At 63.6% G+C, this 26902-nt stretch carries 22 protein-coding genes and 1 pseudogene; 12 read left to right on the top strand and 11 right to left on the bottom strand.

What is annotated here, in order from left to right:
- Positions 1 to 24 precede the first annotated feature (24 nt).
- From ACKFR8_RS02405 to mptB, 5 genes are all read right to left on the bottom strand, one after another.
- Positions 25 to 993 (bottom strand): quinone oxidoreductase family protein, encoded by a 969-nt coding sequence (locus tag ACKFR8_RS02405; protein ID WP_296131734.1) that lies wholly within the window; start codon positions 991 to 993, stop codon positions 25 to 27.
- A gap of 108 nt (positions 994 to 1101) precedes the next feature.
- Complete coding sequence (locus ACKFR8_RS02410; protein ID WP_408930486.1) at positions 1102 to 2070, bottom strand: COX15/CtaA family protein; 969 nt, start codon at positions 2068 to 2070, stop codon at positions 1102 to 1104.
- A gap of 79 nt (positions 2071 to 2149) precedes the next feature.
- Positions 2150 to 2911: an ABC transporter permease gene (locus tag ACKFR8_RS02415; protein WP_306506857.1), complete on the bottom strand. Its 762-nt coding sequence runs from the start codon at positions 2909 to 2911 to the stop codon at positions 2150 to 2152.
- A gap of 76 nt (positions 2912 to 2987) precedes the next feature.
- Positions 2988 to 3932, bottom strand: a complete 945-nt coding sequence (locus ACKFR8_RS02420) for an ABC transporter ATP-binding protein (protein WP_306508083.1) — start codon at positions 3930 to 3932, stop codon at positions 2988 to 2990.
- A 6-nt stretch (positions 3933 to 3938) separates the two neighbouring features.
- Positions 3939 to 5672 (bottom strand): polyprenol phosphomannose-dependent alpha 1,6 mannosyltransferase MptB, encoded by a 1734-nt coding sequence (gene mptB / locus ACKFR8_RS02425; RefSeq protein ID WP_306508084.1) that lies wholly within the window; start codon positions 5670 to 5672, stop codon positions 3939 to 3941.
- A gap of 153 nt (positions 5673 to 5825) precedes the next feature.
- On the opposite strand from mptB, the gene ACKFR8_RS02430 reads away from it, so the two are divergent.
- The 8 genes and pseudogenes from ACKFR8_RS02430 to ACKFR8_RS02465 all read left to right on the top strand — a co-directional run bounded on the left by ACKFR8_RS02430 (position 5826) and on the right by ACKFR8_RS02465 (position 14071).
- Positions 5826 to 6560 carry a helix-turn-helix transcriptional regulator gene (locus ACKFR8_RS02430; protein ID WP_306508085.1) on the top strand — a complete coding sequence of 245 codons (735 nt, stop codon included), beginning with the start codon at positions 5826 to 5828 and terminating at the stop codon, positions 6558 to 6560.
- Positions 6561 to 6598: 38 nt separating this feature from the next.
- A complete protein-coding gene (gene sufB, locus ACKFR8_RS02435; RefSeq protein ID WP_408930487.1) occupies positions 6599 to 8044 on the top strand; it encodes a Fe-S cluster assembly protein SufB in 1446 nt (481 codons plus the stop codon).
- Positions 8045 to 9236: pseudogene (sufD, locus tag ACKFR8_RS02440) on the top strand (Fe-S cluster assembly protein SufD).
- A 27-nt stretch (positions 9237 to 9263) separates the two neighbouring features.
- Positions 9264 to 10022, top strand: a complete 759-nt coding sequence (sufC, locus tag ACKFR8_RS02445; RefSeq protein ID WP_296131710.1) for a Fe-S cluster assembly ATPase SufC — start codon at positions 9264 to 9266, stop codon at positions 10020 to 10022.
- A 56-nt stretch (positions 10023 to 10078) separates the two neighbouring features.
- A complete protein-coding gene (locus ACKFR8_RS02450) occupies positions 10079 to 11326 on the top strand; it encodes a cysteine desulfurase (RefSeq protein WP_296131707.1) in 1248 nt (415 codons plus the stop codon).
- On the top strand, positions 11323 to 11772 hold the full coding sequence (gene sufU, locus ACKFR8_RS02455; protein WP_296131704.1) for a Fe-S cluster assembly sulfur transfer protein SufU: 450 nt from the start codon (positions 11323 to 11325) through the stop codon (positions 11770 to 11772). The genes ACKFR8_RS02450 and sufU overlap by 4 nt, the downstream gene beginning before the upstream one ends.
- Complete coding sequence (locus ACKFR8_RS02460) at positions 11773 to 12198, top strand: metal-sulfur cluster assembly factor (RefSeq protein WP_296131702.1); 426 nt, start codon at positions 11773 to 11775, stop codon at positions 12196 to 12198.
- A gap of 241 nt (positions 12199 to 12439) precedes the next feature.
- Positions 12440 to 14071 carry an ABC-F family ATP-binding cassette domain-containing protein gene (locus ACKFR8_RS02465; protein ID WP_408930488.1) on the top strand — a complete coding sequence of 544 codons (1632 nt, stop codon included), beginning with the start codon at positions 12440 to 12442 and terminating at the stop codon, positions 14069 to 14071.
- Between the two features lie 39 nt (positions 14072 to 14110).
- Here ACKFR8_RS02465 and ACKFR8_RS02470 read toward each other — a convergent pair whose 3' ends face one another.
- Both ACKFR8_RS02470 and ACKFR8_RS02475 read right to left on the bottom strand, forming a co-directional pair.
- A complete protein-coding gene (locus tag ACKFR8_RS02470) occupies positions 14111 to 15475 on the bottom strand; it encodes a PFL family protein (RefSeq protein ID WP_408930489.1) in 1365 nt (454 codons plus the stop codon).
- Positions 15476 to 15505: 30 nt separating this feature from the next.
- Complete coding sequence (locus ACKFR8_RS02475; protein ID WP_296131694.1) at positions 15506 to 15775, bottom strand: ACT domain-containing protein; 270 nt, start codon at positions 15773 to 15775, stop codon at positions 15506 to 15508.
- A gap of 80 nt (positions 15776 to 15855) precedes the next feature.
- Here ACKFR8_RS02475 and ACKFR8_RS02480 point away from each other — a divergent pair, with 80 nt between their 5' ends.
- Positions 15856 to 16545, top strand: coding sequence for an NAD(P)-binding oxidoreductase (locus ACKFR8_RS02480; RefSeq protein WP_408930490.1), 690 nt, complete (start codon positions 15856 to 15858; stop codon positions 16543 to 16545).
- A 35-nt stretch (positions 16546 to 16580) separates the two neighbouring features.
- On the opposite strand, the gene ACKFR8_RS02485 is transcribed toward ACKFR8_RS02480, so the two are convergent.
- The 3 genes from ACKFR8_RS02485 to can form a co-directional block, all read right to left on the bottom strand.
- A complete protein-coding gene (locus ACKFR8_RS02485) occupies positions 16581 to 17312 on the bottom strand; it encodes a hypothetical protein (RefSeq protein ID WP_408930491.1) in 732 nt (243 codons plus the stop codon).
- A 56-nt stretch (positions 17313 to 17368) separates the two neighbouring features.
- Positions 17369 to 17932, bottom strand: coding sequence for a TetR/AcrR family transcriptional regulator (locus ACKFR8_RS02490; RefSeq protein ID WP_408930492.1), 564 nt, complete (start codon positions 17930 to 17932; stop codon positions 17369 to 17371).
- Positions 17933 to 18104: 172 nt separating this feature from the next.
- Entirely contained in the window at positions 18105 to 20921 is a 2817-nt protein-coding gene (can, locus tag ACKFR8_RS02495; protein WP_408930493.1) for an aconitate hydratase, read from the bottom strand.
- Positions 20922 to 21149: 228 nt separating this feature from the next.
- Here can and ACKFR8_RS02500 point away from each other — a divergent pair, with 228 nt between their 5' ends.
- The 3 genes from ACKFR8_RS02500 to ACKFR8_RS02510 all read left to right on the top strand — a co-directional run bounded on the left by ACKFR8_RS02500 (position 21150) and on the right by ACKFR8_RS02510 (position 26097).
- A complete protein-coding gene (locus ACKFR8_RS02500; protein WP_408930494.1) occupies positions 21150 to 21776 on the top strand; it encodes an Rv1476 family membrane protein in 627 nt (208 codons plus the stop codon).
- Between the two features lie 1363 nt (positions 21777 to 23139).
- Positions 23140 to 24957: a DIP1281 family NlpC/P60 protein gene (locus ACKFR8_RS02505; RefSeq protein ID WP_408930495.1), complete on the top strand. Its 1818-nt coding sequence runs from the start codon at positions 23140 to 23142 to the stop codon at positions 24955 to 24957.
- A gap of 36 nt (positions 24958 to 24993) precedes the next feature.
- Positions 24994 to 26097 (top strand): ferrochelatase, encoded by a 1104-nt coding sequence (locus ACKFR8_RS02510; protein ID WP_408930496.1) that lies wholly within the window; start codon positions 24994 to 24996, stop codon positions 26095 to 26097.
- Positions 26098 to 26107: 10 nt separating this feature from the next.
- On the opposite strand, the gene ACKFR8_RS02515 is transcribed toward ACKFR8_RS02510, so the two are convergent.
- Positions 26108 to 26890, bottom strand: coding sequence for a hypothetical protein (locus ACKFR8_RS02515; protein WP_408930497.1), 783 nt, complete (start codon positions 26888 to 26890; stop codon positions 26108 to 26110).
- Positions 26891 to 26902 lie beyond the last annotated feature (12 nt).

Here is a 26902-nt window from a genome sequence, read left to right on the forward strand (position 1 = left end):
CCCCCCAGGAGGGACCGACAGGAATTAGTCTTCGCGGACGCGGAGCACGATGGACCCCGTGGTCTTTCGCTCCTGTAGGTCGCGGTGGGCCCGTGCGGCGTCGGCAAGCGGGTATTCCGCCGAAACCCGGAAGCTCACGTCCCCCTCCGTGACCGCCTGTACCACCGCCTGCGCGCGCATCTGGAACTCTCCCTCCTGGGCCGTCCATGCGCCCAGCGACGGGCGGGTAAGGAAGATGGAGCCGTGCTTGTTGAGCAGCTGCGGATCCATGGGCTCCACCGGGCCCGACGCCGCGCCAAAGAGCGCCACGGTGCCGCGGGGGCGCACGACCTCGAGGGACTCCTGGAACGTCGCCTTGCCCACGCCGTCATAGACCACGTCGACGCCGCGGCCGCCGTTGTGGCGGCGAACCTGCTCCGCCAAACCGCTGCCATAGCGAAAGACGTGGTCCGCGCCGGCCTCGTACGCCAGGGCCTCCTTCTCATCGGTGGACACCACCGAGTAGATCGTGGCGCCGAGTGCCTTCGCCATCTGGGTCAGCACCAAGCCCACTCCGCCGGCACCGGCGGTGATGAGGCAGGAAGCGCCTTCCCCGAGTTGGTACACGCCCTGGGAGAGGTAGTGGGCAGTCATGCCCTGCAGAAGCATTGAGCCTGCAACAGCAGACGGGATCTCATCCGGGACGGCAACGACGCGCTCGCGGGGGACGCAGACCTGCTCGGCATAGGAGCCAAAGGCGTGGTCCCAAGCCACCATGGTGCCCTCGGCGATTTCCCCCTTGGGATCGTGGACCACCCGGCCGGCGCCCTCAAAGCCGGGGATGAAGGGCACAGAGGCGTTGTAGATACCCTCGCGGTAGTAGGTGTCGATGTAGTTGACCCCGGCCACGGTGACGTTGACCAGCAACTGATCGTCCGTGGGGGCCGGGGCGTCGACGTCGGTGTAGGTGAGGACCTCGGGTCCTCCTGTCTGGGTCACCTGAATAGCATGCATAGCTACAGGTTAACGGACAATCCTGCGGCATCGCAGGAAAGTCGCAGCAAAAAGGCCCACAGTGCTTCTGGGCTTCGTGCACGTGGGCCTGTAGGGCTTTCCGGAGGCTTAGGAGGCGTGGGTTGTGTGGGGTGTAATGCGGCGCTTGCCGTGTGCCCACAGCAACGCGGTGTACGCGGTGACTACGGAGGACATGCCGACGTGGAAGGGCACCGTCCAGCGGGGGATGTGCATGTAGAACTGTGCGACACCGATGGCCCACTGGATGAGAATGCAAGCGATGAGGACCCAGCCGGCCTTCTTCGCGGGCGCCGGTGCGTTGGTACGGTGCAGCAAGAAAGCCACCACCAGAGTTAGCGCAAGGTAGACGTACATGCACACGGCGTGGATGACGGCCATCCCGTAGGTGTCGACGCCGAGGCGGCCTTCCATGCCCACGCCAGCATCACCCGAGTGGGTGCCGGAACCGGTAACGAACGTGCCGGTGAGCAGAACAATGCCGAGCGCCACGGCGGCGATGACGGCCGTGGTGCGCACAGCGGCGGGGAAGATGCGAGTCGGTGTGCCGTTGTCCGGCTCATTGATGCGGGAATACAGCATGGCGGCGATCCACACCAGCGCCATGGAGGGCAGGAAGTGCAGAGCGACGGACCACCACGACAGCTGGAGTTTGACGGACAGGGCGCCGATGAGCGCCTGGACAGCAATACCGGCCAGCCCCAGCCAGGCATACACCTTGAGCTCCGTGCGGCGGTGCGCGCGGTGCATGGCCACGATGGTGGCCACGGCGGCAGCACCAACGACGAAGGTAAGCAGGCGGTTGCCAAACTCAATGGCTTGGTGCAGCATCGGCGCGGCGCCGGCGAGCGGCACCAGCGAACCTGGGTGGCAGTTCGGCCACGTGACGCAGCCCAACCCGGACCCCGTCACGCGCACCACCGCTCCGGAGACGGTAATACCCGCCTGGCAGAGCAGAAGGATGAGCGCGATGATGCGCTGCGTCTTCACGGAGGGCCCGGCGGTGGATGCGGTGGGCCGGGCGGGGCTTTGAACTGTCGACGAATTGGCGGTACTCACGGCTTAATAGCCTACCGCTCGGGCGCCACCGGAACTAATACCACGGCGCTTGAGAGCCCGCTGGGGAGAAAAGTCACATTTAGCCCTCGAAACGGAACCAACGCACCGCGGCAAACGACGCCACCGCCGCCCAGCCCGCCAGCACCAGGAGCTGGAATCCCGGGAAGGTACCCGTGAACGCATTGTCTAGCCCACTGGCCAGGGCCACCGTCGGCACCACGGTCAGGAGGCCATCGTTGCCCAGCCCCTGCGAATACATGGCCCAGCCCACGACGCCGAGGAGCAGGAACCAGATGAGGTTGGCCACCGCCAGAACGATTTCTGAGCTCAGCGTGCCGCCCAGCAGTAGGCCCAAGGCCGTAAAGGTGGCTACACCGAGTACTAGCGTCAGCGCGCCGACGGCAATGCCCGCTGGGCCCACGCGCAGGCCCAAGAACGCCGCCACCGCGCCGAGGACCACCACTTGGACGACCACCATGGACAAAACCGCCAGGATCTTGCCCACCACGATGGCCCAGGCCGGCACCCCCGAGGCGCCCGTGCGCTTGAGCGCTCCGTAGCGTCGGTCAAAGGCAAGAGAGATGGCCTGCCCGGTGAAACCGGAAGAGGTTGCCGCCACAGCGAGGACCATGGGGAAGATCTCTTCCACGCCATGCCCCGTGATGTCTTTCATCTGCGCCGCACCGATGAGGATGGCCAAGGGCACGACGACGCTAAGCAGCTGCTGCTCACCGTGGCGCAACATGAGCTTGGACTCGATTGTGCCTTGCGCCCGGGCCATGGCGGCCACGCCCACGCGTTTCGGTTTGGGGCTAAAGGTGCCGGGGGCGAAGGTGCTCATGGGGGGAGTCTCCTTGGGGTTGAGGGTGGGTCGTGGACAGGGTTGGGGTGGGTCGTGGACAGGGTTGGGGAGGGGCCTAGCTGCGGAGTTCGCGGCCAGTAAGGTCGAGGAAGACATCTTCGAGGTTGCGGTGAGAGGTATCCAGGCTGCGCAACGTCACGTTCTGGGCGGCCAGCGCGCCGGCTAAGGTCGCGATGATGTCCGGGGTCACGGAGGTAACGAGCCGGTAGTGCAGCGGCCGAATGGCTTCGGCGGCGATGCCCGCGTGGTGCAACGCCGCCAGATCTACCTCCGTGGCGGTCTCAAAGCTGACCTGCGGGGTGTCAGCGGAGTCCATGAGCTCCTTGGTGGTGCCGCTGGCGACAATTTCGCCGTGATCGATGATGACCACGCGGTCCGCCAACGCTTCGGCCTCATCCATGAGGTGTGTGGTGAGAACCACGGTCACGCCGTCGGCGCGCAGTGAGCGGATAAGCTCCCAAACGGCCAAGCGCGACTGCGCATCCATGCCGGCGGTGGGCTCGTCCAGAAAGACCAGTTCCGGCCTGCCGATGATGGCCAAGGCGAGGGACAGTCGCTGCTGCTGGCCACCGGAGAGGCGGCGGTAGGTGTTGGTGGCCACGCCGCCCAGTCCCAGGGAGTCCAGCAGCCAGTCGGGATCGAGAGGGTCCTCGTTATAGGAGGCGCTCAGGTGCAGCATCTCTCGGACCTTGATGCCGGAGTAGGAACCGCCGCCCTGCAGCATGATTCCGATCCGCGCGCGCACCGCGTCCGGGGTACGTGCGGGGTCGAGTCCCAAAACGGAAATCCGCCCTGCGCTGGGTTTCTTAAAGCCCTCGCACATCTCGATCGTGGTGGTTTTGCCCGCTCCGTTGGGGCCCAGCAGGCAGAGGATTTCGCCGCGGTTGACTTGGAAGGTCAGGCCATTCACGGCGGCGACCTCACCGTAGCTTTTAACTACATCGTCCAGGGAAAGCGCTGGTTCTTCGCCGTGGTGGGCAGGGATAGCTGGGGAGTTCACGAAGGCCTAGTTTAGGACACGCACACCCGTTCTGCGCAATGCCACCCATCCGACTACGGCCACCACAGCAAAGGTTCCAAGGGCGGCTAGATAGATGGCCAGCACCGTGCCGGGCGGCAATCCGAGGCCGCGCGGAAGCACGATGAAACTCATCACGGAGGAATAGATCACCACCGCCATACGGAAGAAGCGGCGGTTCGCCCACGCCGCCAAGGGCAGGACCGCCCACAGGATGTACCACGGCTGGACCACGGGGAAGAACACCACGAGAACGAACGTAGAAACGCCGAGCCCGCCCACGGGGTGAATGGCCCCGCGCAAGGTGGCAAAAAGCATGCGGCCCATGAACGCTACTGCGATCAAGACACCCACGGCGCGCGTCACGGTAAGGATCGCCTCGGTGTGATCCCCCAGCCCTAGGAGCATGCCAAGGAAGCCAGCGCCGACGCCTATCGACGTCGTGGTGGACAGCCATGAGCGAATAGTTGCCGCGCCGCCTTGCCCGAAGATCCACCCAATATCGATGCCAGTAATCAAGGTGACGAGCACGATGGACACGGCCAGCACTGCGAGCTGGATGAAGCTGGCGGTCAGGACCGCGCGCAGCGCCGACCACACGCGCTTCTGCATGAACCTGCGCGCCAGGGCCATCCCGACGAAGCCGAGCCCGATGAAGCCGGTGACCTTGACCATTCCGGCGCAGGAGATCAGCACGCCCGATGCGGCACAGAGCGCCCAGGGGTGCCAGCGCTGCGCTGGAGAATCGTCGACCGCTCGCAGGCCCAGCTCCACGCCGACCAGCGCCAAGCCGAGCATGACGGCCTCGTTGTGAATACCGCCGACCAAGTGCAGGATGGTCAGGGGGTTGAGGATGCCAAGCCACAGTGCTGCTTCCGGCGTGACTCGGCAGCGCGCGGCGAGTCGGGTGATGGCCCAGCCGGCGGCGACGATTCCGATCAACGACAGCACGCGGTGTAGCAACACCCCCCAGGCAATCGAATTGCCGGTCAGCCAACTCACCGCGGCAGCAAGCCCCAGGGCTACCGGGCCGTACGGCGAAGGCGAGTTTGCCCAGATAAACGGCACTGAGCGTGCGAGGTCGTCCGCGGTGCCGAGCAGTTCCACCGGGCCGGCAGAATAGGGATCGAGGCCTTGGAGCACGATGGAGCCGTTAGCCAGGTAGGAGTAAATATCCTGCGTGAAAAGGGGAGCGGTAGCCAGGAAGGGGAGGACCCACCCGAGCCACGTGCGCCACATCTGGGACTGCGTAACCACGTGTGGCGCGTGGCTGAACCGCTCGGGGGCAACATGACCGTCGGCCGAGCGTCGGCGCAGCGGTGCGCCCACGAGAAACGCCATGGCCACCCACGCCAGGACCATGAATGCTACGCCAATGAAGACGAGGGCGGATGCGGATTGCAGCATTCGGGCCATCAGTGAGCCGAAGGGGAAAGACTCGTACGGGTTTCCCACCACCGGCAGTGCGCCGGCCCCCACCCCGCCGAGGGCGATGAGCAGCGCACCGGTGGTTCCTATCCACCGCAGAGCGAACAAGGTGCGCAACTGCGCGATGGTCCGGCGATGCGCCTCGTGGAGGCCGCCGGAAAGCGCCGCGGGGTCGTCTTCGTGCAGCTGGGCCGAGCGGGAGCCGGGGAAACCCATGCGGGGCAGCTCCTCCCGCACGCCCCACAGGGCGCGTTCGAACCGCCCCGATCGGGTGTAGTGGCGCTGCTTCTCCATGAGTGTCTACCTTAGACGCTCGCGGTCAGTGCGGGCAGTCGGCGCGACATGCAGCGAAAAAGTGGAAATCGGGAATGAATTAAGGAACACTAGTGTTGTCTAAACAGAGACGGCTTTAACGCACACGAGAACGCACTTGAGGAGGTGTACACCGTGGCTAAGGAAAATAAGGAGACCCGCTCTACCGAGGGGGACACCCGCCGTCATGTCATGTTGTTGCTTCTCAAGGATGGCCCGGTCACGGCCTCGTACTTGGGCGAGCGGCTTGGTCTCTCGGCCGCCGGCATCCGCCGGCATTTAGACATCTTGGTTGAAGAAGGACTTACTGAGGTGGTCCACCGCCGCCCGCCGGCCCGCCCGGGCCACGCGGCGGGCCGTGGCCGCCCAGCCAAACACTTTCGCCTCACCGATCAGGGCCGTGCTCAGTTCGGACACGCCTACGACGAGCTTGCGTCGGAAGCGCTGACCGCGCTGCGGGATGCCGGGGGGCCGGAGGCGGTTCGCCGCTTCGCACGGGCTCGCTTCGAGCGCCTCGTGGAGGACGTGAAGCCGCTGGTGACCGAGGATGAATCGGTCCCGGAGGTAGCTCAGCAGCTGGCGGAGATACTGGATGCCCACGGCTACGCTGCCACAGTCACTACCGTGGGCCACGGCGTGCAGATCTGCCAGCATCATTGCCCGGTGGCTCACGTGGCCGCGGAGCACCCGGAGCTGTGCGAGGCGGAACAGGAAGTCTTCTCTGCCTTGTTAGGAACACACGTGCAGCCCTTGGCCTCCATTGCTGATGGCCATGGCATCTGCACCACAAATATCCCCATTACTCCCGTTCCGCCCTCGGCACCGGCTGCGCAGGACGCGCAAGCCGTGCGGGCGGCGGACGGACAATAAACGCTAATCGATGAGAAACGACGAGAAAGGAGCGGGCTTTGACACAGGCACAACCAGCACCAGGGCTTGAGACCAAGATGAGCGATGACGAGATCATCTCCTCCATCGGCGGCTACGACTACGGCTGGCACGATTCCGACGAAGCCGGCCAGGCAGCACACCGCGGATTGAGCGAGGATGTCGTCCGCGACATTTCGGAGAAGAAGAACGAGCCGGAATGGATGCTCGAGTCGCGCCTCAAGGCTTTGCGCGTGTTTAATAAGAAGCCGGTTCCCACCTGGGGCCCGGATCTGTCCGCCATTGACTTCGACAACATTAAGTACTTCGTCCGCTCCACCGAGAAGCAGGCCCAGACCTGGGACGACCTTCCGGCAGATATCAAGGAGACCTACGACAAGCTAGGTATCCCGGACGCAGAGAAGAAGCGCTTGGTCTCCGGCGTGGCCGCTCAGTACGAGTCCGAGGTGGTCTACCACAAGATCCGCGAGGACCTTGAGGCCCAGGGCGTTATCTTCGTCGATACCGATACCGCTGTGCGTGAGTACCCGGAGATCCTGCAGGAGTACTTCGGCACCGTGATCCCGGCCGGCGACAACAAGTTCTCCGCGCTGAACAACGCCTGCTGGTCCGGCGGTTCCTTCGTGTACGTGCCGAAGGGTGTGCACGTGGACATCCCGCTGCAGGCTTACTTCCGCATCAACACCGAGAACATGGGCCAGTTCGAGCGCACCCTCATCGTTGTGGAGGAGGGCGCATACGTCCACTACATCGAGGGCTGCACGGCCCCGATCTACAACTCGGACTCCCTGCACACCGGCGTTATTGAGATCGTGGTTAAGAAGGGCGGACGCTGCCGCTACACCACGATCCAGAACTGGTCCACCAACGTCTACAACCTGGTGACTCAGCGCGCCAAGGTGGAAGAAGGCGGCACCATGGAATGGGTCGATGGCAACATCGGCTCCAAGGTGACCATGAAGTACCCGTCCTGCTGGCTCACCGGTGAGCACGCTAAGGGCGAGGTGCTTTCCCTGGCCTTCGCGGCGGACAACCAGGTGCAGGACACCGGCTCCAAGATGATTCACATGGCGCCGAACACCTCCTCCAATATCGTGTCCAAGTCGGTGGCTCGCAACGGTGGCCGCGCCGCCTACCGCGGTCTGGTGCAGGTCAACAACAACGCCTCGAACTCCACCGCTAACGTCGAGTGCGACGCATTGCTGGTGGACAACAACTCGCGTTCGGATACCTACCCGTACAACGACATCCGCAACGATCACGTCACTTTGGGCCACGAGGCAACTGTCTCCCAGGTCTCCGAGGAGCAGCTGTTCTACCTCATGTCCCGCGGCATTGCCGAGGAAGAGGCCATGGCCATGATCGTGCGCGGCTTTGTCGAGCCGATTGCCAAGGAGCTCCCGATGGAATATGCCCTGGAGCTGAACCGTCTTATCGAACTGCAGATGGAAGGATCGGTGGGCTAAGTGGTAGCCTCCAACGAATTCAACCCCGCTGACGTCACCAAGGGCGATCAGTTCACCTCGTTTAACGTCGAGGACTTCCCGGTCCCGCACGGCCGCGACGAGGTATGGCGCTTCATTGCCCTGCGTAACCTGCGTGGCCTGCACAACGGCGAGTTCGCCCCGGCCACCGCGCAGAAAATTGAGGTCGCTGCTCCGGAGGGCGTGACCTCCGAGACCGTCGCGCCTGACGACGCCCGACTGGGCACCGCCGGCGCCCCCGCCGACCGCGTAGCCGCGCAGGCGTGGACGTCCATGCCGGAGGCGCAGGTCATCACGATCGATGCCGAGAAGCAGCTGGACAAGCCGGTGGAGATCACCATCACCGGCGCGGGCGAGGGCGTGACGTCCTTCGGTGCCACCTCCATCCACGTAGGCCATCACACCGAGGCCACCGTTGTGCTTAAGTACGTCGGCTCCGGCACCCACGCGGACAACGTGGAGTTCGTGCTGGACGATGGCGCTCAGGTCACCGTCGTCGTAGACGCCGACTGGGAGAACGACGCAGTGCACCTCTCGCACCAGGTGGCCAAGCTCGGCCGCGACGCGGTGCTGCGCCACAACGCCGCCATCTTCGGCGGCGAGATCGTCCGTCTTGTCCCGCGCGTGGTCTTCGACGGCCCCGGCGGCGACGCGGAGCTGCTTGGCGTCTACTTCGCCGACGCCGGCCAGTACTTCGAGAACCGCCTGCTGGTGGACCATGACGTGCCGAACTGCCGCTCCCGCGTGTTCTACAAGGGTGCTCTGCAGGGCGCCTCCGCCGCGGAGAAGGAAGAGGCGGGTTCGAACTCCCGAACCCCGGAGGCTCGTACCTGCTGGGTCGGTGACGTGCTCATCCGCAAGGACGCGAACAACACCGATACCTACGAGACCAACAACAACCTCATCCTTACCGAGGGTGCGCGCGCGGACGCCATCCCGAACCTGGAGATCCAGACCGGAGAGATTGTTGGTGCTGGTCACGCCGCCACCGTAGGCCGCTTCGACGACCTTGAGCTGTTCTACCTCATGTCCCGCGGTATCCCTGCCGCCGAGGCCCGCCGCCTCATCATTCGCGGCTTCTTCTCCGAAGTCATCTCCCGCATCCCGGTCGAGTCCCTGCGCGAGGATTCTGGAATCCCGCGTCGTCGACGAGCTGGCTAAGATCAACGCTTAACACTTCCCGAAAGCAGGTACTAACTCCATGTCTACTCTGGAAATCAAGAATCTCCACGCGCAGGTGCTCCCCAACGAGGAGGACGGCGAGCCGAAAGAGATCCTCAAGGGTGTCAACCTCACCATCAAGTCCGGTGAGACCCACGCCGTGATGGGCCCGAACGGTTCTGGCAAGTCCACACTGTCCTACGTCATCGCTGGCCACCCCAAGTACGAGGTCACCGAGGGCGAGGTGCTGCTCGACGGCGAAAACCTCCTCGAGATGGAGGTGGACGAGCGCGCCCGCGCCGGCCTCTTCCTGGCTATGCAGTACCCGACTGAGGTCCCGGGCGTGAAAATGGCCCAGTTCATGCGCTCCGCAGTCACCGCCGTGCGCGGCGAGGCCCCGAAGCTGCGCGAATGGAACAAGGAGCTCACGGACGCTCGTGAGAAGCTCTCCATCGATAAGTCCTTTGCGCACCGCTCCGTTAACGAGGGCTTCTCCGGCGGCGAGAAGAAGCGCCACGAGGTCATGCAGCTCGATCTGCTCAAGCCGAAGTTCGCCGTCATGGACGAGACGGACTCCGGCCTGGACGTCGACGCCCTGCGCGTCGTCTCCGAGGGCATCAACCGCTACCAGGAGGAGACCAACGGTGGCATCCTCCTCATCACCCACTACAAGCGCATCCTCAACTACGTCACTCCGGACTTCGTCCACGTCTTTGCTGACGGCCACGTCATCAAGACCGGCGGCGCCGAGCTGGCTGACCAGCTTGAGGCAGACGGCTACGACCAGTTCCTCAAGTAGCGGCAGCGCGCACACCTTTTCACCGCAACCAACCACAGAACCGAGCATAAGGATTTATGTCTGATCTAGACGTCACAGCGATTAGGGAGCAGTTCCCCATCCTCCAGCGCACAGTGCGCGATGGTAAACCCCTGGTGTACCTGGATTCGGGTGCGACCTCGCAACGTCCGCTGCCGGTGTGGAAGGCGGAGGAGAACTTCGTGCTGGGCACCAACGCCCCGGTTCACCGTGGCTCGTACCAGCTGGCGGAGGAGGCCGACGAGGCCTATGAGTCCGCCCGCCAGGCCATCGCAGACTTCGTGGGTGCGGACCGCGACGAAATCGCGTTCACCAAGAACGCCACCGAGGCGCTTAATGAAGTTGCTTACGTGCTCAGCGATGAGCGCGCGGGTGAGTTCTACGTGGGCGAGGGCGATACCGTCGTGGTCACCGAGCTCGAGCATCATGCAAACCTCGTACCGTGGCAGGAGCTGTGCCAGCGCACCGGCGCCACGCTGAAGTGGTACTCCATGACCGAGGATGGGCGGATTGACCTCGACTCGCTCGAGCTCGACGACTCCGTCAAGGTCGTGGCGTTTACCCACCAGTCCAACGTGACGGGTGCCATCTCGCCCGTCGCCGAGCTGGTGCGCCGTGCTCACTCGGTCGGGGCCATGGTAGTGCTCGATGCCTGCCAGTCCGTCCCGCACATGCCGGTGGACTTCCACGCGCTGGACGTGGACTTCGCGGCGTTCTCTGGCCACAAGATGTGCGGTCCCTCGGGCGTCGGTGCGCTCTACGGCAAAGCGGAGCTGCTGGACAAGCTGCCGCCGTTCCTCACCGGCGGCTCCATGATTGAGGTCGTGAAGATGGAGGGCACCACCTTCGCCGAACCGCCGACGCGCTTCGAGGCCGGTACCCAGATGACCAGCCAAGTTGTGGGCTTGGGTGCCGCGGTGAAGTTCCTCGACGAGGTGGGCATGGACGCCATTCATGCCCACGAGAAGAAGCTCACCGCCTACGCCCTTGAGCAGCTTACCCAGATCCCGGGTCTGCGTATCATCGGCCCCGAAAGCGCCGAGGAGCGCGGGGGAGCGGTGTCCTTCGTCGTCGAGGGAATCCACCCGCACGATCTGGGGCAGGTGCTCGACGCACACGGCGTGTCCATTCGCACCGGCCATCACTGCGCATGGCCGCTGCACCGCGCGTGCCAGGTGAATTCGACCGCGCGCGCCAGCTTTTACCTGTACAACACCGAGGACGAGGTCGACGCCCTCGTAGAGGCGGTGCGGGCTGCCCGTACCTTCTTTGGAGTGAGCGAATGAACCTAGATTCCATGTACCAGGACGTCATCCTGGATCACTATAAGAACCCGAAGTTCTCCGGCCTGCGCGAAGGACAGGCGGAGGTCCACCACGTCAACCCCTCCTGCGGCGACGAGATCACCTTGCGCGTGAAGCTGTCCGCTGACGGGAAGACAGTGGAGGACGTGTCCTACGACGCCGAGGGCTGCTCCATCTCGCAGGCCTCAACCTCCGTCATGGCGGAGGAGATCGTGGGTATCCCGCTGGATGAGGCCAACGCCAAGCTCGAAGAGTTTGACCGGATGGTGACCTCCCGCGGTGAGGTCGAGGGAGACGACGAGATTATCGGGGACGGCATCGCCTTTGCCGGCGTGGCCAAGTTCCCCGCCCGTGTTAAGTGCGCACTGCTGGGGTGGAAGGCCTTCCAGGCTGCCACCGCGCAGGCGCTGACCGAATTGGAGAAGTAGATGGCGGATACCACTAGCGATAACCACCCGACCGACCCGTACCAGGACGAAAACGCCAACTTCGGTGGCGGCGGAATCAAGCCTGAGCAGACCGAAGAGCAGATTGCCAAAGCCTTCGACATCACCGAGTACCTCCGGGACGTCATCGACCCGGAGCTGGGCATTAACGTTGTTGACTTGGGCCTGGTCTATGACCTGTGGCTCGAGGACATCAACGGCAAAAACACCTGCGTTATCAACATGACGCTGACGTCCCCGGCCTGCCCGCTGACGGACGTTATTGGTGAGCAGATCGACGACGTGGTGGTGGGCAACAAGCTTGCCGACGCCGTCCAGCTCAACTGGGTGTGGATGCCGCCGTGGGGCCCGAACATGATCACCGAGGAGGGCCGCGAGATGCTCCAGGCCCTCGGCTTCGCCGTGTAGCCTCTCACGCGACGCCGCGGCGTACTGCACCGCCTTTCTCACGTTTCCAGATCCCCAGACCTCGATCCCCATACACCCTGTCGGACGTCGTCAAGCACTGCGTCACAGCGCACACGCGAACAGGGAGTTGCGGGTTTCGGGTCTGGGGATTCTGAACTTCGACGCTGGGGCAGCTCCCGTTCCGTCGCCCGGCCGCCGTGCGGTTCGGGTTTATCTGCGCTGGTTGCTAGACTGTTTCGACGTGATTGTGACCAATGATTTCGAGGTGCGCGTGGGCGCACGGACGCTTCTCGACGCTCCCGGCCAGCACCTTCGCGTGCAGGCAGGGGACCGCATCGGCCTAGTCGGCCGCAATGGTGCGGGAAAGACCACGACGATGCGCATCTTGGCCGGCGAAACCGAGCCTTACGGCGGCTCGGTGACACGCTCCGGCCCCATTGGTTACCTCCCGCAGGATTCCCGCGAAGGCAACATCGAGCAGACCGCGCGCGAGCGCGTGCTCTCCGCACGAGGTCTCGATGAGATCAAGCGGCGTATGGCCAAGCAGCAGGAGCTCATGGAGACGGCAACGGACGACAAATTCCGCGATAAGGCCATCCGCAAGTTCTCCCGCTTGGAAGAGGAATACCATTCCCTCGGCGGCTATGAGGCGGATTCTGAGTGCGCGCAGATCTGCGACAACCTAGGCCTGCCGCAGCGCGTCCTCGACCAGCAGCTCAAGACGCTTTCCGGTGGTCAGCGCCGCCGTGTGGAACTGGCACAGATTCTGTTCGCAGCATCTGCTGGCTCCGGCAAGTCCCAGACCACGCTGTTGCTCGATGAGCCCACGAACCACCTCGATGCTGACTCCATTACCTGGCTGCGCGGCTTCCTGGCCAAGCACGAGGGCGGGCTGGTCATGATTTCGCACGACGTGGACCTGCTCGAGGCGGTGTGCAACAAGGTCTGGTTCCTCGACGCCGTGCGTGCGGAGGCCGATGTCTACAACATGGGCTTTAAGAAGTACCTCGATGCCCGCGCCACCGATGAGGCTCGCCGCCGCCGCGAGCGCGCCAACGCGGAGAAGAAGGCTTCGGCCCTGCAAAAGCAGGCCGCCAAACTGGGTGCGAAGGCCACAAAGGCCGCCGCCGCCAAGCAGATGCTGCACCGCGCCGAGCGCATGATGAGCGAGCTTGATGATGTCCGCGTGGCCGACAAGGTCGCCCACATCAAGTTCCCCGAGCCTGCGCCGTGCGGCAAGACCCCGATGAACGCGAAGGGCCTGACCAAGATGTACGGCTCGCTCGAGGTCTTCGCGGGCGTGGACCTAGCCATCGATAAGGGCTCGCGTGTCGTGGTGCTGGGCTATAACGGTGCTGGTAAGACGACCCTGCTCAAGCTGCTGGCGGGAGTGGAGCGCACCGACGGCGAGGGTGGCATCGTCTCCGGCCATGGCCTGCGCATTGGCTACTTTGCCCAGGAGCACGACAACATCGATCCGGACAAAACGGTGTGGGAGAACACCATCGAGGCCTGCCCGGATGCCGGCCAGCAGGACCTTCGCGGCCTGCTGGGTGCCTTCATGTTCTCCGGCGACAAGCTGGAGCAGCCCGCCGGCACACTCTCCGGCGGTGAGAAGACCCGTTTGTCCCTGGCCACGCTGGTGTCCTCGCGCGCGAACGTGCTGCTTCTCGACGAGCCCACGAACAACCTCGACCCGCAGTCCCGCGAGCAAGTGCTCGACGCACTGGGCACTTACACCGGAGCCGTGGTCCTCGTGACCCACGACCCGGGCGCGGTCAAGGCGCTCAACCCGGAGCGCGTCATCATCATGCCGGATGGCGATGAGGACCTGTGGAACGACGAGTACATGGAGATCGTCGAACTGGCCTAACCGCCGCCCGGCCTAACGTCCGCGCGGCAACGGCTCACTCTAGTTGCGGAAGCCGTGCACCGGCGCCGGGATAAAGCCGCCGCGGTTGATGAAGGTGGCGTTGCCCACCTCGTTCACTGGGATGACGGGGGCGTAGCCCAGCAAGCCGCCGAAGTTGACCTCGTCGCCGGCCTGAGTGCCCGGGGCGGGGATGACGCGCACGGCAGTCGTCTTATGGTTCATGACGCCGATGGCTGCCTCGTCCGCGATCATTCCGGCGATGGTTTCGGCGGAGGTATCGCCTGGGATGGCGATCATGTCGAGTCCCACCGAGCAGATGGAGGTCATTGCCTCCAGCTTGTCAATGGAGATAGCGCCGCTGCGCACCGCATCGATCATGCCCTTGTCCTCGGAAACCGGGATGAAGGAACCGGACAAGCCGCCCACGCGGGAGCAGGCCATCATGCCGCCCTTCTTCACGGCGTCGTTCAGCAGCGCAAGTGCTGCCGTGGTGCCGTGCGTGCCCACCTGATCCAGGCCCATGTGCTCGAGGATGTGGGCAACGGAATCGCCCAACTCAGCGGTGGGGGCCAGGGAGAGGTCGATGATTCCGAAGGGAACCCCGAGGCGCTCGGAGGCCATGGAGCCCACGAGCTGACCGGCACGCGTGACCTTGAAGGCGGCCTTCTTGACCTCTTCGGCCACCTCGTTGAGGGAGGCGCCCTCGAGGGAACCGAGCGCACGGTCCACGACGCCGGGTCCGGAGACGCCAACGGAGACAACGCAGTCCGGCTCCTCCACACCGTGGAAGGCGCCCGCCATGAAGGGGTTATCGCCCACGGAGTTGGCAAAGATCACAAGCTTGGCGCAGCCAATGGCGCTGCGGTCCTTGGTCAGCTCGGCGGCCTCCTTGATCACGCGGCCCATCTGTGCGGCGGCGTTCATGTTGATGCCGGCGCGGGAGGAGGCAATGTTGACTGAAGAGCAGACCAGGTTGGTATCCGCCAGTGCTTCCGGAATGGAGCGAATAAGTATCTTCTCTGCGATGGTCGCGCCCTTTTCTACGAGCGCGGAGTAGCCGCCGACGAAGTCTACGCCGGTCTCGGTTGCCGCACGGTCGAGCGCGCGGGCGATGTCCACGGGGTTTCCCTCGACGCCGGCGGCGATGAGGGAGACCGGGGTGACGGAGATGCGCTTGTTCACAATCGGAATGCCGAGGTCCGCCTCGATGCCCTGGCAGACCTCCACGAGCTGGCCCGCGCGGCTGGTGACGTGATCATAGACAGCTTGCGCGGTGGCCTCCATCGTAGGGCGCGTGCAGCCTAGCAGGGAAATGCCCATGGTGACGGTGCGAATGTCGAGGCGGTACTTCTCGATCATCTCGATCGTGTCGAGAATGCTGACAGTATTAAAACGGTTGAGCATGACTGGTCCTTGTGTGAGTCCGGGGAGCGCTTAGAGGTCGTTCATGGCGGTAAACAGCGCCTCAGACTGGACGCGGATGGACTGATTGATGGACTCACCCACGCTATTCATCTTGTCCTGGATCTCCCGGATGGTGACGTCGTCCTCTGCAAACTCCACGCGCAGAATCATGGTGAAGTAGCCGGACATCAGGGTCTGGGAGACATCCACGATGTTGACGTTGAGCTCGGCAAGGGCGGTGGTCACGGATGCGATGATGCCGGTGCGATCGGCACCGGTGACAGTCATGATGGCAATCATGCCCCGATTGTAACCTGCGTGCTTTAGCCCGCTGTCCAGCGGTCCTGCATTACCGCACGCACCCGCGTACGGTGGCGGCCATGACTGATACGACAACTAACGCACGTAAGAAGGCTCTCTACATCGGCGGGCACGGCAAGGTGGGCCTGCTAGCGACGCCGAAGCTTGTCGACGCTAACCTGGACGTCCACTCGCTCATCCGCAACCCCAACCAGGTGCCGGACATCGAGGCGCTGGGTGCAACGCCGGTACTGCGCGATCTCACCGAGATCAGCGAAGAGCAGTGGGCGGAGCTGCTCGGTGACTACGATGTTGTTGTCTGGGGCGCCGGCAACGGTGGCCGTGCCGGTGCTGACGTGACCTGGGCCGTTGACCGCGACGCCGCGCTGGCCTCGATCGCGGGCATGGAGAAGCTCGCTGCCGAGGGCAAGAACGCTCCCGCCTACATCATGATTTCCTACATGGGCGCTACGACGAATACCACCGACCCGGCGGACGAGGCGTGGTACGCCTACGTCGAGTCCAAGAAGTCCGTGGACAAGAAGCTTAACTCCACCGACCTTAATTACCTCATTCTTGGCCCGGCAGCCCTGACGGAGGAGCCCTCGCGGGGCATTACCGTCGTCGAAGACAATTCCGAGCTGACGGGGGACCAGCACACCTCGCGCGATCTGGTGGCCGATGTTGTTGCGGAGCTGGCCTCCCGCGAGACCCTGCCGGACTCCCCGCTGGAGTTTATTGACGGCGAGGGCAGCGTCAAGGACATTTAAGAACGCTGCACCTGTGCGTGCAGGGCTTAGACGGCCTAGACAGCGTCGAGCCCTGCTCTGACCTGTGCCTCGGTGAGGCCGTGGCGAAAACTGGCCTCACTGATCGGCTTGGTGGCTACGTGCGCGGCTAGATACCAGCCGTTGGGCCGGTCAAACAGTGCCTCTTCTTCACGGTTGACCTCCACGATGCCCCTGCGCTTGAACCCGTCGCTGTCAATCTCAGAGCAGAACACCTCGGTGTTCACCTCCTCGGTCGAGCCGTTGGGCAGCTGAATGCGCGCCTTGGCCATGTACTCATATTCCCGGGGATCATGCTCGTGGTTTATCACTCCAACCACCCAAATCTCGCTGATGAGCGCCGGATAGTAGTTCACCCACCCGTGGCGGGTAGCGCTGTCAACGCGGAATGCTCCCACTACCTTGCGCCAGACTGAATGAGCTAGGTAGGCAGCACCGGCCAGGCACACCAGCCCGAAAACTATAGTGATGAGCAGGTAGAGAAAGACCGAGAGTTCGCCTCTGGCGCCTACCGCGAAGGCCCACGCAAGTATAACGAGCAATGGCGCGCTCACGGTTCGGACCAGTAAGGGCCACCACTTCAGCGCAGATATACCGGGCCTGCGCCCGGCGGCGTAGGCAGCCGCGGCCACCGCCGGCGTTACCGGGGCTGGGTTGGGGGAGCGAACCGATGCGAAGCTATCGGGGATGAAGCGATCAGAGTAGAAGTGCTTCCCGAAGTCGAACGGAGCGAGTGTGTACTGGTTCATCGGAGCTAGTTCACCCAATTTCCAAACTCGGACGGAGCGGTAACCTAGCTCACATTCTACCGTGTGCTACGGATAGACTGTTCCACCACATCGAGAACCTTCTCCAGGTTCTCCGTATCACCCAGCGCTAGCCTGTTGATAAAACCATCCATGAAGGTTTCCAGATAGGTCACGAGAGCGTCGATCGACATATCGTCGCGCAGCCGGCCCTGCTCAGCGTTGGACTCCAAGCGGGCCCGCACGGCCTTGTCCAGTACCTGCTGCTCCTCGCGCCAGCGGGTAGCGAAAGAGGGGTCGGTGCGCAGCATCGAGGTGACCTCGAGGCGGGTAGCCAGCCAGTCGTGACGTTCGGGGTGGCGGAGCATCTCGCTCATCACCTCCACCAAACCGTTGTTGGCCACGACCTCGGCCTCACGGGCGGCGTCCTCCCGCGCAAGGGCCAAGAAGAGCGACTCCTTATCGCCGAAGTGGTGGAAGATGGCACCGCGGGACTTTCCAGTGGCTTGCTCAAGCAGTCGCACGGTCGCGCCTTCGTAGCCATGCTCGGCAAAGCACTTGCGGGCGCCGACGAGGATGTCGTGTCGGCGGCGGTTAAGTTCGGAGTCGCTCATGATCGGCATGGCTAACGGGTCTCCTTTGAAGGCGCAGCGGAAAGCGGAAATGTGGGAAGAAAAGAAGAGAAAAGAATAGGGCATGAGAAAGGCCAGCCAGCATGTGGTGTTGCTAGCTGGCCCTTCCGGCTACCGGTAGCCCCGCGGCGTGCGCAGCGCTACGCGGTGGTGGTCGCGGCGTTTAGGCCTTGACCATCTGGCGCAGCACAAACTGCAGGATGCCGCCGTGGCGGTAGTAGTCAGCCTCACCAGGCGTGTCGATGCGGACCTTGGCATCGAACTCGACGGTCTCGCCGGACTCCTTGGTGGCGGTCACGTGAACCGACTTCGGGATGCCGCCCTCGTTCAGGGCCGCGATGCCATCGATGTCGAAGGTCTCGGTGCCGTCCAAGCCCAGAGACTCGTGGGACTCGCCCTCCGGGAACTGCAGCGGGATAACGCCCATACCGATGAGGTTGGAGCGGTGGATGCGCTCGAAGGACTCGGTGATGACGGCCTTGACACCCAGCAGGTTGGTGCCCTTGGCAGCCCAGTCGCGGGAGGAACCGGTGCCGTACTCCTTGCCGGCCAGGACGACCAGCGGGATGTCAGCGGCCTTGTAGTTCTCGCACGCGTCGAAGATGAAGGACTGCGGTGCGCCCTCCTGGGTGAAGTCACGGGTGTAGCCACCGGCAACGTCCACCAGCTGGTTCTGCAGGCGGATGTTGGCGAAGGTACCTCGCATCATGACCTCGTGGTTACCACGACGGGAACCCAGGGAGTTGTAGTCCTGGCGCGCCACACCATTCTCATCCAGGTACTGGGCAGCCGGGGTGCCCGGCTTGATGGAGGAGGCGGGGGAGATGTGGTCGGTGGTCACGGAGTCACCGAGCTTAGCCAACACGCGAGCGCCCTTGATGTCCTGGACCGGCTCCGGGTCGGTCGGCATGCCGTCGAAGTACGGTGCCTTGCGGATGTAGGTGGAGTCCTCGTTCCACTGGAAGGTCTCGCCCTCCGGAACGTCCAGGTTGCGCCATGCATCGTCGCCCTTGAAGACGTCGGCGTAGTCCGCCTCGTACAGCTCGCGGGAGATAGCCTGCTGGATGGTGTCTTCGATCTCCTGCGGGGAGGGCCAGATGTCCTTGAGGAAGACATCGTTGCCGTCCTTGTCCTGGCCCAGCGCCTGGGTCTCGAAGTCGAAGTCCATGGTGCCGGCAATAGCGTAGGCGATGACCATAATGGGGGATGCCAAGTAGTTCATCTTGACGTCCGGGGAGATGCGGCCCTCAAAGTTGCGGTTACCGGACAGCACTGCGGTGGCTGCCAGGTCGTGCTCGTTGATGGCGTTGGAGATCTCCTCCGGCAGCGGGCCGGAGTTACCGATACAGGTGGTGCAGCCGAAGCCGGAGAGGTAGAAGCCCAGGGCCTCCAGGTCCTTCCACAGGTCTGCGCGCTGGAAGTAACCATCGACCACCTGGGAGCCCGGGGCGCAAATGGTCTTGACCCACGGCTTGGAGGTCAGGCCCTTCTCTGCAGCCTTGCGGGCGATGAGGCCAGCGCCCACCATGACGGACGGGTTGGAGGTGTTGGTGCAGGAGGTGATGGAGGCAATGGCCACCATGCCGTGGTCCAGGGTGTACTCGCCGCCGTTCGGGGAGGTCACGGTCACCGGGGTGGACTGGCGTCCGGAGCTGCCCTTGGCAGCGGACTCGCCCTCGCCCTGGCGGGACTTGTTCAGGCCGCCGGTGACGTCAACGAGAGAGTTCTCGTCGCCGCCCTCAGCGGTCATGCGCTTTGCGGCCACGGTGGACTCGTCAGCCACGACGTCGCCAGAAGCGTAGGTCGGCAGATCCTTACGGAACTGCTCCTTCGCCTCGGACAGCAGGATGCGGTCCTGCGGGCGCTTCGGGCCGGCGATGGACGGAACGACGGTGGACAGGTCCAGCTCGAGGTACTCGGAGTACTTTGCCTCCGGAGCGTCCTGCTCCAGCCACATGCCCTGTGCCTTGGCGTAAGCCTCGACGCGGTCGATCTGCTCCTGCGGGCGGCCGGTGAGCTCGAGGTACTTGATGGTCTCCTCGTCGATCGGGAAGATTGCGGCGGTGGAGCCGAACTCCGGGGACATGTTGCCGATGGTGGCGCGGTTAGCCAGCGGCACGGACTTCACGCCGTTGCCGTAGAACTCGACAAACTTCTGGACTACGCCGTGCTCACGGAGCATCTCGGTGATGGTCAGAACGACGTCGGTAGCCGTCACGCCGGTCGGAATCTCGCCGGTGAGCTTGAAGCCGACGACGCGCGGGATGAGCATGGACACCGGCTGGCCCAGCATGGCAGCCTCGGCCTCGATGCCGCCGACGCCCCAGCCCAGGATGCCCAGGCCGTTTTCCATGGTGGTGTGGGAGTCAGTACCAATACAGGTATCCGGGTAAGCAAGGCCCTCGTTGTCGAAGACGACGCGGGACAGGTACTCAATGTTGACCTGGTGGACAATACCGGTTCCCGGGGGAACAACGCGGAAGTTGGAGAAGTTCTCAGCACCCCAGCGCAGGAACTGGTAGCGCTCCTGGTTGCGCTCGTACTCGATCTCTACGTTCTTCTCCAGAGCCTCGGAAGAACCGAAGGCCTCAACGATAACGGAGTGGTCAATGACCATCTCTGCCGGGTTGAGCGGGTTAACCTGGTCCGGCTTACCGCCCAGTGCAGCGATGGCCTCACGCATGGTGGCGAGGTCAACCACGCAAGGAACGCCCGTGAAGTCCTGCATGAGGACGCGGGCCGGGGTGAACTGGATCTCCGTGTCCGGCTCGGCGGACGGATCCCAGTTAGCCAAGGCGTTGATGTGATCCTTGGTTACGTTCTTGCCATCCTCGTAGCGCAGCTGGTTCTCAGCCAGCACCTTGAGGGAGTACGGCAGCTTCTCCAGGCCCTCAACCGCGTTGATATCAAAGTAGTCGTAGGACTTACCGTTGACATCTAGGGTCTTCTTGGCGCCGAAGGAGTTCAGGCTTTCAGTCACAGGGAGCTCCATTCCTTACGTTTCGCTTTTCGGTTTGTTGAACACTTAGTCAAGGTTCAGTGAGCACATCATTATGGCGCGCAGGAGCGGCGCATATCGACGTTCTCAGAACGCGAAGGTTCCTCGACCATTGTAGAGGGAAGAACCCACGGTTGGTGCCACTATAACAGTACAAGCGTTCTGTTTCATCCATTTTGGGGGTACCGGCGAGTCCGCACACCTTCCGTCGTGCGCGCGGCCTACCCTCAAGACGACCAAAGGGGTGGACGCGGCTCCGGCACTATTGTCGCCGGCGCGGCTCAGTCCATCGTTGGCATGACTGTTGCCATAACTAAGGAGTGGACAATGATTCCGGCCGGACTGGATGTAGACGACATTGCTCAGCAACTAGAGGCTGACGGTGTGGCCTTCTCGAACCCGGAGCTGGCGCGTGACGACGCCCTCCAAGAGCCCATCGCGGAGGCACTCCATCCCAACCACGGCATCGCCGTGGTGGACGTCTATCCGGAGAAGATCCCCGACTTGCGCGACCTAGCGACAACACTTCAGGAGCAAACGGGGCTCGATACCGTAATCCTCCAGGCGCCGATGAAGGTCTCCGCCGTGAGCGATTCTTATGACCGCGCCAGCCTCGAGGCGGCCGAGGACTCCTTGCCGACGGGCCTTGATCAGGTCACTCTCCTCAATGAGTTCTACGGCACGGCGGACGGCTTCTCGGCGCCGTGGGTGCTCATTCTTATCGGCATGCTTATCCTTGCCGCCGCGGCCGGCTGGGCCGCGTACCGCCACGCCTGGCGCGGCGCAGATCCTGCTGACGAATCCACTGCCAAATCCGCTGTCGCCGCCACAGTCTGACGGCGACTAAGACTCGCGCGGAAGCGTCGGGGAGGGGAGTGGAGTCAACCCCTAAGGCTTTATTTTGGCACCGGGGGAGGGGTTTGAGGGAAGCGACGCCGCTCTTCGGCGGCCCCGGCACCGGGTCGGTGCGCGAGTCGCGGGAGGGTGACCCTAGGCGTCGACAGTTCACTCCCTTGAGGTGCTTTGGGGAGCGGTCCGGGCCACCTTGAGGAGCCTCCCTTGCGCCACTCGTCGGGCTCGTGTGGGCCCGCTTCGGGGAGTCCTCCCGGGACGCGAGGGGGCAGTGAGTGCACGGTGGGGACGGCCGGATAAGGCTTGCCGCGAAACGGGTCGGCGAGACGCTGTGGGGTGAAGCGCGGGTCGACCGGCAGGGGCTGGAGGAGGGTAGCGCACAATTCCCAAATGTGACCAAGGTTACAGTCACACCTTGGTAACGAAATTGTTGCAGGTTGGGGACACTTGTAAGGACCTGTGGCTGGACTTAACTCATGTGAAAGTTGGGGAAAGTGTGCGAGGCGGCGTGTCGGTGACGTATGGTTCACGTATCGACTCACGGGTTGACTATTGCTCCATACGTTCATGGGCCAAGCCTTGACTCTCAACTGAGACGACGCACGGGTATGTGGGGAAGCACGCCACGCGCGAACACGACAGTTGGGGTTCTCCGCCTGGCGGATGACCGCGCATCTAGGAGTCCCCGCCGTAGTCGGTATCAGTGTTATCAGTGTTCGACTTTTCACAAATTAAGCACCTACCTACCGAGTAGGAGAGGCTCGCACGCCCGCGCTCTTACAGAAGGGCGCGGTTCTGTCAGAGCTTTTCGGCCCTGTCGGTTCCCGGTTGGGTGCCAGCCTTAACGTAGGCGCGCACACGGTGTGTCCTACAGATTGAGAGCGCGGCGCCTGGCGAGGAGGAACGAGAACAGCGCCTGGAATATCTGTATGCGCTTCGCAGAACGCAGACTTCTTCATTCGCAGCCTTTTCCACTTGATTCTTCTGGGCTCGCCGCTAGGGAGACACCTGTATCTTTGCGTGTCTTCATGTCTCTATGTGACCTATACAGAATGAACCCCCATATCCGCGTCTCGCAGTCTTGAGCGTTTCCGCTTGCCGCCGGCAAGTATGCGCCAGGAGGGCGAAGCGTCTACGTCGTCATGGGTAGGTGCCGAGGAGATTACTCTCGTGGCCACCACTTCATCCTTTGGCTTTCGCCGCCTCAAAGCAGCTTGTGCTGCGATAGCGACGACTGCCATTCTGTCCACCGTTTCTTCATTGACCCCAGCAGTTGCGGCGGAACCAGAGCAGCTGGACATCGCGCAGCTGCTGTCTTCTGACAACCCGTCCATCGCCGACCTGGCCGGTGCCATTGCGCAGATCGAAGAACGAGATCGCACAGGCAGAGGCCGCCATCGGCGCACAGCGCGAGACCGTCAACCGCGCGCTCGTTGACCTCAACGATGCGCGCACCGAGGCTGCCCAGGCGCGCCGCGGCACCACGACGGCCAAGGAGCAGCTCGATTCCGCACAGGATGACGTGGCGGCAGCGCAGTCCAAGCTCGATGAGGTTTCACGCTCGGCATACCGCCGCGCTAACACGTCGGACGCCGTGTCTAACGCGGCGGGCAGCGAGGCACGCTCCACCATGCTGGAGCGCCAAGCATTCCTCCGCGGCCAGTCCCAGAAGCAGCAGGACGTCCTGGACCAACTTGAGCGCGAGCGCACCGAGAAGGCCAACAAGGAGTCCCAGCTGCGCAAGACCCAGCAGTTGGCAGAGCAGCGAGAGACTCGTGCCTCCGAGGCAGAGGCTGCCGCGCGCGAACAGCTCGCTGACTCCGAGACCCAGATTCAGGAATCTGCCGGGAAGCGTGAGGATCTCCTATCCCAGCTGTCCAGCCTCCATAAGGCACTAAATCAAGCCAAGGGCGTTGACGATAATACTAAGTCAAGTCAAGACACTGGATCTAAGGTCAAGCCTGATAGCGAGACTACCCAACCCTCTCACTCCACCCCTGACACCAGCGCCGCTTCGTCGGCTCCCACGACCAAGCCCCAGCAGAGTGCTCCCGCGGATGCCCCTACCTCCGCGACGGCCAGCGGCGCGACCGCCGGCACCACTAGCACGGGCGCGACCGGCACCACCGATGCCGCCAGTGCCGAGTCGAGCGAGTCCGACGCCGCCGCAACCGACAATGCGGTCGACGGTGCCGTGGTGGGCCCGTCGGCAGAGGAGGCTCAGAACCGCACCCTGCAGGCGGAGGCCTCTCGGACTGCGTCGCAGCAGATCTCCCCGGAGGAGATGAAGGAACTGTCGAGTGCAGCGGACACGCTGTCCTCCGATCCCAACGTCCAGGAGCTGTCCTCTAAGGACGAGGACCGCAAGGAAGCCTCCGGCGGCAGCTCCATGGGTTCGAGCGACATCGACCCGGAGACCATTGCCCTCGGAATCGGTGTTGTCGGCAGCGTGGCCTCTATGGTCGCCGCCTCCCAGCCCGATCACTCCAACAGCCTCACACCAGAGGAAATCGACGCCTTGGCCCAGGGGTCCTCTAGGCTCTTCGCTCTGCAGGGCGACGGCACTGCGTCCGATAGCACCGACTCGGCATCGGATTCCGCATCCACGTCGACGACGTTGACAAGCACCAGCAACACCGCAGACGAAGATGAGCTGGCCTCCGACGTCTCCGGCGTACTGGAGGAGCTCGACACCACCGACTCTGTGACAGAGAAGGCTAGCGCCACGCTTGGCGACGCCTCCCGTCAATCCAAGATCGAAACCGTCATCTCCCGCGCTGAGTCCCAGATCGGCGTGCCCTACGCGTGGGGTGGCGGCGACGCGAACGGCCCGACCAAGGGCATTCGAGACGGCGGCGTGGCCGACTCCTACGGCGACTACAACAAGGTGGGCTTTGACTGCTCCGGCCTGGTGCTCTACGCCTTCGCGGGAGTGGGCATCTCCCTGCCGCACTACACCGGCTACCAGTACCAGAAGGGTACAAAGGTGTCGCCGAGCGAGATGGAGCGTGGTGACCTCATCTTCTACGGCCCGTCCGGTAATACGCACGTGGCGATCTATCTGGGTGATGGCCAGATGATCGAGGCCCCGCAGTCGGGCCAGACGGTCAGCATCTCGCCGGTGCGCCAGGGAGGCATGGCCCCCTACGCCGTGCGCCTGATTTAACCGGTTCGAACCGGTCGGATTGCTAGACTGGGCGGTATGACTGAAACACAGCGTACTGCTCTGGTTGAGCGCACTGACTCCCCATTCGACGCCCTCCTCGTTCTTTCTTTCGGTGGCCCGGAAGGTAACGAGGAGGTCGTTCCGTTTTTGGAGAACGTGACTCGCGGGCGCGGCATTCCGCGCGAGCGCCTCGAGGTTGTTGGAGAACACTACTTCCACTTCGGTGGCGTCAGCCCACTCAACCGTCTCAATCGAGAGATTATCGAGAACGTCGAGGGGGAACTGAAAACTCGCGGACATAATCTACCGGTCTACTTTGGCAACCGGAACTGGCATCCCTTCGGCACCGAGGTAGTGGAGCAGATGGCCGCGGATGGCATCCGCAACGTCGCCGTCTTCGCCACCTCTGCGTGGGGCGGCTACAGCGCCTGCCGCCAGTACGACGAGGACATCGTTGCCCTCCGCGCGCACCTGGAGGAGAAGGGCCTGCCGGAAATCACCTTCACCAAGCTGCGCCAGTTTTTCGACCACCCCAAGTTCATCGAGGAGATGGCGGCGGCCGTCAAGGACGCGTACGCCGAGATTCCGGAGGAGAAGCTGGAAACTACCCGCATGCTCTTCACTGCGCACTCTGTTCCCACGGCTCACGACGCGGTGGGCGGCGCCGAGGGCGACAAGCACATCTACTCGCGCCAGGTGGCCGAAGCATCCCGCCTGGTTGCCGAGGCAGCAGGCATCACGGAGTATGACCTCGTGTGGCAATCCCGCTCCGGTAGCCCGAGCACCCCGTGGCTGGAGCCGGACATTGTGGACCACACCACGCGGCTGCACAACGAAGAAGGCGTCGACGCTGTCGTGGTCTGCCCGATCGGTTTTATCTCCGATCACATGGAGGTCATCTGGGACCTTGATTCCGAGCTGCAGGACGCCGCCGACGAGATGGGGGTGCTCGTCCAGCGCACCCGCACGGCTGGACCTTCCCAGCGTTTCGCCTCACTGGTCGTGGATCTCATCGACGAGCTGGAGGCTGGCTCAGAAATCGCCTCGTTGGGCTCCGTCACAGTGCAGGGCTGTACCGTCAATGGCCAGCCGTGCGCGGAAGGCTGCTGCGACATCTGGTCGCTGAAGAAGTCCCACTAGAGGCGTCCTCTTAGCGGGAGAAGTCACTGAGCGCATAGGCCACGCCGGCCATGCGCGCCTGGCGAATGTGCCGCCACAAGCGCAGCAGCTGCGGATCGAAGCTGTGGTCGTTGATGCGATCCGTCACCGTTTCGATGATTGCGGCAACGCGGTCAGCTCGGGCAAAAAGCTTCGCGGAGCGTCCGGGCACGGCTGCGGGTAGCCCCGGGGTGTCATAGAAATCGCTCAACGTGCCCACGGTCAGTCGCGGGTTGGGAAGGGCGTCGCTGTGCTCGCCGCTGGCTTCAATGAGTGCCGCCGACTCGTTCGTCGCCTGGCTCAGGAGAGCATCGGCCTCGCCCGGGCTCAGCCACGCCGGTTGGGGCAGCGGCTCCGTCTCCTCAATGACATCCCATTGCGTCAGCGCGGCGGCGTCATCGTAGGTGGGGATGAGAACAAGGTGGCGGTCGCGATCGTTGGTGCGCACCACGATGGCGCCGGCCGGGTTCTCGGTAGCTGCGCGTGCCGACGCGGACCCGGCGGGCAGGGCCGGGGCCTCGCCGGGCCCGGACAAAATGAGGCGCATCGCCGGTTCGCGCTCACCGCGCTCCACGATTCCAGCCGTTTCCCGCCGGATGAGTGCGAGGACATCGGTGAAAGGCGCGCCGCTGTACGGCCCTGCTCCCACGTGCTCGCCGCCGAGCTCCGTCAGCGCGTCCAGGAGATCATCGGTGGACTCGTGCCCCCAGAGCCACGCCCCACACCACACGGCAATGTTTTGAACTGGTGACCAGACCTCGGCGCGCATATCCATGGCAGGACAGTG

Origin of the sequence: Corynebacterium axilliensis, from assembly GCF_046097495.1 — a bacterium.
In the GTDB taxonomy this organism is placed as follows: domain Bacteria; phylum Actinomycetota; class Actinomycetes; order Mycobacteriales; family Mycobacteriaceae; genus Corynebacterium.

Coding starts and splice junctions, on each gene's coding strand:
- ACKFR8_RS02405 (WP_296131734.1), bottom strand. CDS start 993: ATGCATGCTATTCAGGTGACCCAGACAGGAGGACCCGAGGTCCTCACC.
- ACKFR8_RS02415 (WP_306506857.1), bottom strand. CDS start 2,911: ATGAGCACCTTCGCCCCCGGCACCTTTAGCCCCAAACCGAAACGCGTG.
- mptB (WP_306508084.1), bottom strand. CDS start 5,672: ATGGAGAAGCAGCGCCACTACACCCGATCGGGGCGGTTCGAACGCGCC.
- sufC (WP_296131710.1), top strand. CDS start 9,264: ATGTCTACTCTGGAAATCAAGAATCTCCACGCGCAGGTGCTCCCCAAC.
- ACKFR8_RS02450 (WP_296131707.1), top strand. CDS start 10,079: ATGTCTGATCTAGACGTCACAGCGATTAGGGAGCAGTTCCCCATCCTC.
- sufU (WP_296131704.1), top strand. CDS start 11,323: ATGAACCTAGATTCCATGTACCAGGACGTCATCCTGGATCACTATAAG.
- ACKFR8_RS02460 (WP_296131702.1), top strand. CDS start 11,773: ATGGCGGATACCACTAGCGATAACCACCCGACCGACCCGTACCAGGAC.
- ACKFR8_RS02470 (WP_408930489.1), bottom strand. CDS start 15,475: ATGCTCAACCGTTTTAATACTGTCAGCATTCTCGACACGATCGAGATG.
- ACKFR8_RS02475 (WP_296131694.1), bottom strand. CDS start 15,775: ATGATTGCCATCATGACTGTCACCGGTGCCGATCGCACCGGCATCATC.
- ACKFR8_RS02480 (WP_408930490.1), top strand. CDS start 15,856: ATGACTGATACGACAACTAACGCACGTAAGAAGGCTCTCTACATCGGC.
- ACKFR8_RS02485 (WP_408930491.1), bottom strand. CDS start 17,312: ATGAACCAGTACACACTCGCTCCGTTCGACTTCGGGAAGCACTTCTAC.
- ACKFR8_RS02490 (WP_408930492.1), bottom strand. CDS start 17,932: ATGCCGATCATGAGCGACTCCGAACTTAACCGCCGCCGACACGACATC.
- ACKFR8_RS02510 (WP_408930496.1), top strand. CDS start 24,994: ATGACTGAAACACAGCGTACTGCTCTGGTTGAGCGCACTGACTCCCCA.
- ACKFR8_RS02515 (WP_408930497.1), bottom strand. CDS start 26,890: ATGGATATGCGCGCCGAGGTCTGGTCACCAGTTCAAAACATTGCCGTG.